This window comes from Clostridium sp., from assembly GCF_032552055.1.
Lineage (GTDB): Bacteria > Bacillota > Clostridia > Clostridiales > Clostridiaceae > Clostridium.
Genome location: NZ_JAWGSV010000295.1, coordinates 1 through 3740 on the forward strand (window position 1 = coordinate 1; position 3740 = coordinate 3740).

The 3740-nt window shown below is 26.8% G+C and carries 4 protein-coding genes; 2 read left to right on the forward strand and 2 right to left on the reverse strand.

What is annotated here, in order from left to right:
* The coding region (locus E6248_RS14390) for a tetratricopeptide repeat protein (RefSeq protein WP_316341473.1) at positions 1-703 on the forward strand (703 nt) is incomplete at its 5' end.
* 13 nt (positions 704-716) lie between these two features.
* Positions 717-1892: a beta-aspartyl-peptidase gene (iadA, locus tag E6248_RS14395; protein ID WP_316341474.1), complete on the forward strand. Its 1176-nt coding sequence runs from the start codon at positions 717-719 to the stop codon at positions 1890-1892.
* A 243-nt stretch (positions 1893-2135) separates the two neighbouring features.
* On the opposite strand, the gene E6248_RS14400 is transcribed toward iadA, so the two are convergent.
* Positions 2136-2693 (reverse strand): cell wall hydrolase, encoded by a 558-nt coding sequence (locus E6248_RS14400; RefSeq protein ID WP_316341475.1) that lies wholly within the window; start codon positions 2691-2693, stop codon positions 2136-2138.
* Positions 2694-2759: 66 nt separating this feature from the next.
* Positions 2760-3740, reverse strand: a 981-nt coding sequence (locus E6248_RS14405) for a hypothetical protein (RefSeq protein WP_316341476.1), incomplete at its 5' end; no start/stop codon positions are given.

Genomic DNA, 3740 nt, shown 5'->3' on the forward strand with positions numbered 1-3740 from the left:
TGTATATGCTAAAGAAATAAATAAAGAGTTAAATAATGCATTAGCAATAAAAGATAGTAGTTTAATGAAAAAAATTATTCCAGTAGCTTTATTAATTATTTTAAGTATATTTATAGCTGTTTTTATTAAAGATAAGGTTAGTAATAAATATAATGAAGATAATATAAAAGCTGAAGATGCACAAAATAATATAGAAGTTAATAATTCTCATAATGAAAATAATAGCAACCAAACTAATGGCGAAAATGTCAATAATGAAGAAATTAATAATGAGAATAGAGAAGAAACTTCAAAAAAAGAAGACAAGGGTGAAGAAATAGAAGTTTTAACTGAAGAGAAAATTAAAGAAAGTTATATAAAGGCATCTAGTTATTATGAAGATAATAAGATAGAAGAAGCAAAAGTACTATTAGAAAAAGTATTACCAAGTGCTGAAAAAAGTCACCTAAGAGATGATATTATGTTTTTATTAGCATCTACTTATGAAAATATAAATGATGTAGATAAGGCTATTAATTACTATGATGCTTATATAGAAGAATATGAAGATGGAAGCTACATACAAGAAGCTTATTATAGAGCTGCTTTAATTTATAAAGATAGAAATAATGAAAAAAGTAAAACTTATGCCCTTAAGCTTAAAAATAATTATCCAAATTCTATTTATAATAATAGCAAAATTCAAGAGATTATAAGTTCATAGGAGGCAATAGAATATGATAAAGGTTATAAAGAAAGTTAAAGTATATGCTCCTGAATATTTAGGAGTTAAAGATGTAGTAATATCATCAAATAAAATTGAAGGAATATATGATGATTTAGATGTACCAGAAAACTTTATTAATATAGAAGTAATAGATGGAAAAGGGAAATTATTATTCCCAGGATTTATAGATAATCATGTTCATATTAATGGTGCTGGAGGAGAAGGTGGCTTTAATATGAGAACTCCAGAACTAAAGTTATCATCATTAACAAAGGCAGGAATTACTACAGTAGTTGGATGTATTGGAACAGATGGAGTTTGTAGAGATATGGCAAGTTTAATTGCTAAGACAAAATCCCTAGAAGCAGAGGGTATAACTGCTTATTGTTATACGGGATCATATGAGATTCCTGTAAAGACTTTAACAGGAGAAATAAAGAAGGATATTATGTTAATAGATAATATAATAGGAATAGGTGAACTAGCTATTTCAGATACAAGAAGCTCTCAGGCTACCTATGATCAATTAATTCAAGCTATAGCACAAGCAAGAGTTGGGGGGCTTTTATCTGGAAAGGCAGGTATAGCAAATATACACTTAGGAGATGGTACAAGAAAGTTAGGATATTTATTTAGATTAGCTGATGAAACAGAACTACCAATAACTCAAATTTTACCTACTCATATAAATAGAAATGGAGATTTGTTTAAGTCAGGAGAAGAGTATATAAACAAAGGTGGATATATAGACTTTACAACAAGTACTCCAGAAAATCAGTTAGCACCAGGAGAATTATCAGCAAGTGAGGCTTTAAGTATATTAATAAAGAATAAGGCCAATGTAGCTAATGTAACCTTCTCTTCAGATGGAAATGGAAGTATGCCTATATTCGATGAAAAGGGTAAATTAATTAAAGTAGGAATATGCTCTGTTGCAAGCCTTTATGAAGAAGTTAAAAAATGCATTAAGACATATAATATAGAAATAGAAGAAGCACTTAAAGTAATTACTTCAAATGTAGCTAAGGTATTAAAGCTTAAGAATAAAGGAAGCATAGAAATAGGAAAAGATGCTGATTTAGTATTAGTAAAGGAAGATTCCTTAGAAATAGATACTGTAATAGCTATGGGGAAATTAATGGTTAAAGAGGGAGAAGCAGTAGTTAAAGGAACTTTTGAAGAATAAAAGAGTATAAAGTTAAGTGATATATGATATTGATGCTATTTAATATACAATATACTTTTAATAAGAAAATCCTCAGAGAAAAAAATCTGAGGATTTTCTTATAATCTAAAAGTCTTTAAAAAACAAACATTAAAAAATAAATACTTAAAAATTAAATTTTATTTTAATAACTTGGATCAAATTACATCTATAATTATTTATTTTTAATTATTAATTTTTCATTGAAACTGACATAGTCAGCTACTAGTATGTGTTAAAAAATAAGTGTTGCCCTATGGTTTTACTATTTGTTTTCTGAACATCTTGCATCCATGAACAAGTTGCTATAGAAGGGTTGTAGAAGAACAGAGCTTCATTTGTTGGATCATTACCTTTTATAGCATCATACACAGCACTATAGCATTCTTCAGTAGGAATTACATTGATTTCTCCATTAATTACACAAGAAAATGCATTAGGTTGAAGTACGACTTCGTTTATTGTATTAGGAAAACCTGGGCTAAGTACCCTATTTAAAATAACAGATGCAACTGCAATCTTACCCTCATAGGGCTCACCTTTACTTTCAGCATAGACTATTTTGGCCATTAAATTTACATCTTCCTCAGTTAAGTAAATTAAGTTATTATCGTGGTTAAAAACTTCTACCACATCATTATCAGTCATATTTATTAATTCAAAATTCAATTTCATACTTATGTTATTATTTTTTAGATTATATACGTTACTAGCCGCATATGATATAGTATTTGCTGAAAATAAAAGGGTTATTAATAAAATAAAGCTTCTTAATATTTTCATAAATAACCTCCTTTTGGATAACTAAATAATCCAAAATTTATTATTACCAAAAGAGAGAAAGTTATACTACATTTTATTTAATTTATTTATAAAGACTTCAAAAGTAGTTAAAAGATTTTCTCTTTTTGATGAAGCTTCTTTATATTTTTTATTAATCTCTTCTTCTTTATTACCAGTAGTTTTATCTAATATAACAGCTTCTTTAATAGCTATTAAGTACGGATTATAGGCATTTAAATATTCCTTTAAAGCTTCATAAGTATCCATACGACCTTCTGGAACTGATATTCTAGATAAAGCTTTTTCTAAATCTTCATATAACTTTTCTTTTTTATAAATATCGTCAATTATAACTTCTAAGTCTCTGTTATCTTCCTTTATTTTATTTATTGCTGGACTTAAATCTTCATTTAAGTAGGTAAAATCATTTTTAAAGCTCTCTAGTTTATATACAAATTCTTTTTCTATAGAATCTTTAAATTGAGTGTCTCTGTTAATTTTCACTAATGTATTTAAATAACCATAATAATTATTAAAAAAGCTTAAGGTAGAGTTGGAAAATCTAACATTAACATTTTTAGAACTTAGACTTTCATAATTACTTATACATTGATTTTTTAAATTATCGAAATTAGTTAATATGTCATTACTAGTAATTGAACCAGGACTAGCTAGTAAATTTAAAGAGGTATCGTATAGGTTAATAGTAGAGTCTACTGAAGTCGATAAAGCATCTTTAATATCAGAATTATTAATAGAGGTAGCATCTATTTCTGAAACCCTGAAAGATAATTCTCTTAATGAAGTAAGACCTTCAGAAAGATTAGAAGAAGCCTTTGAAGTATCTATACTTAAGTCATTTACACTATCTGATAGAGATAAATTGATATTATTTAATTCTTTACTAATCTGAGTTAACTCCCTTTTTGCTTTAAAATCTTTAGAATTAAAAACTAATAAAAATAATGAAATAGAAATAATAAGTACACCTGCAATAGCTGAAATTACCAAGGTTTTATGCTTTTTTAAAATAGCTATAAGTAGAAC

What these genes read in the sequence shown, in the direction of transcription:
- iadA (WP_316341474.1), top strand. Translation starts at nt 717, where the DNA reads ATGATAAAGGTTATAAAGAAAGTTAAAGTATATGCTCCTGAATATTTA.
- E6248_RS14400 (WP_316341475.1), bottom strand. Translation starts at nt 2,693, where the DNA reads ATGAAAATATTAAGAAGCTTTATTTTATTAATAACCCTTTTATTTTCA.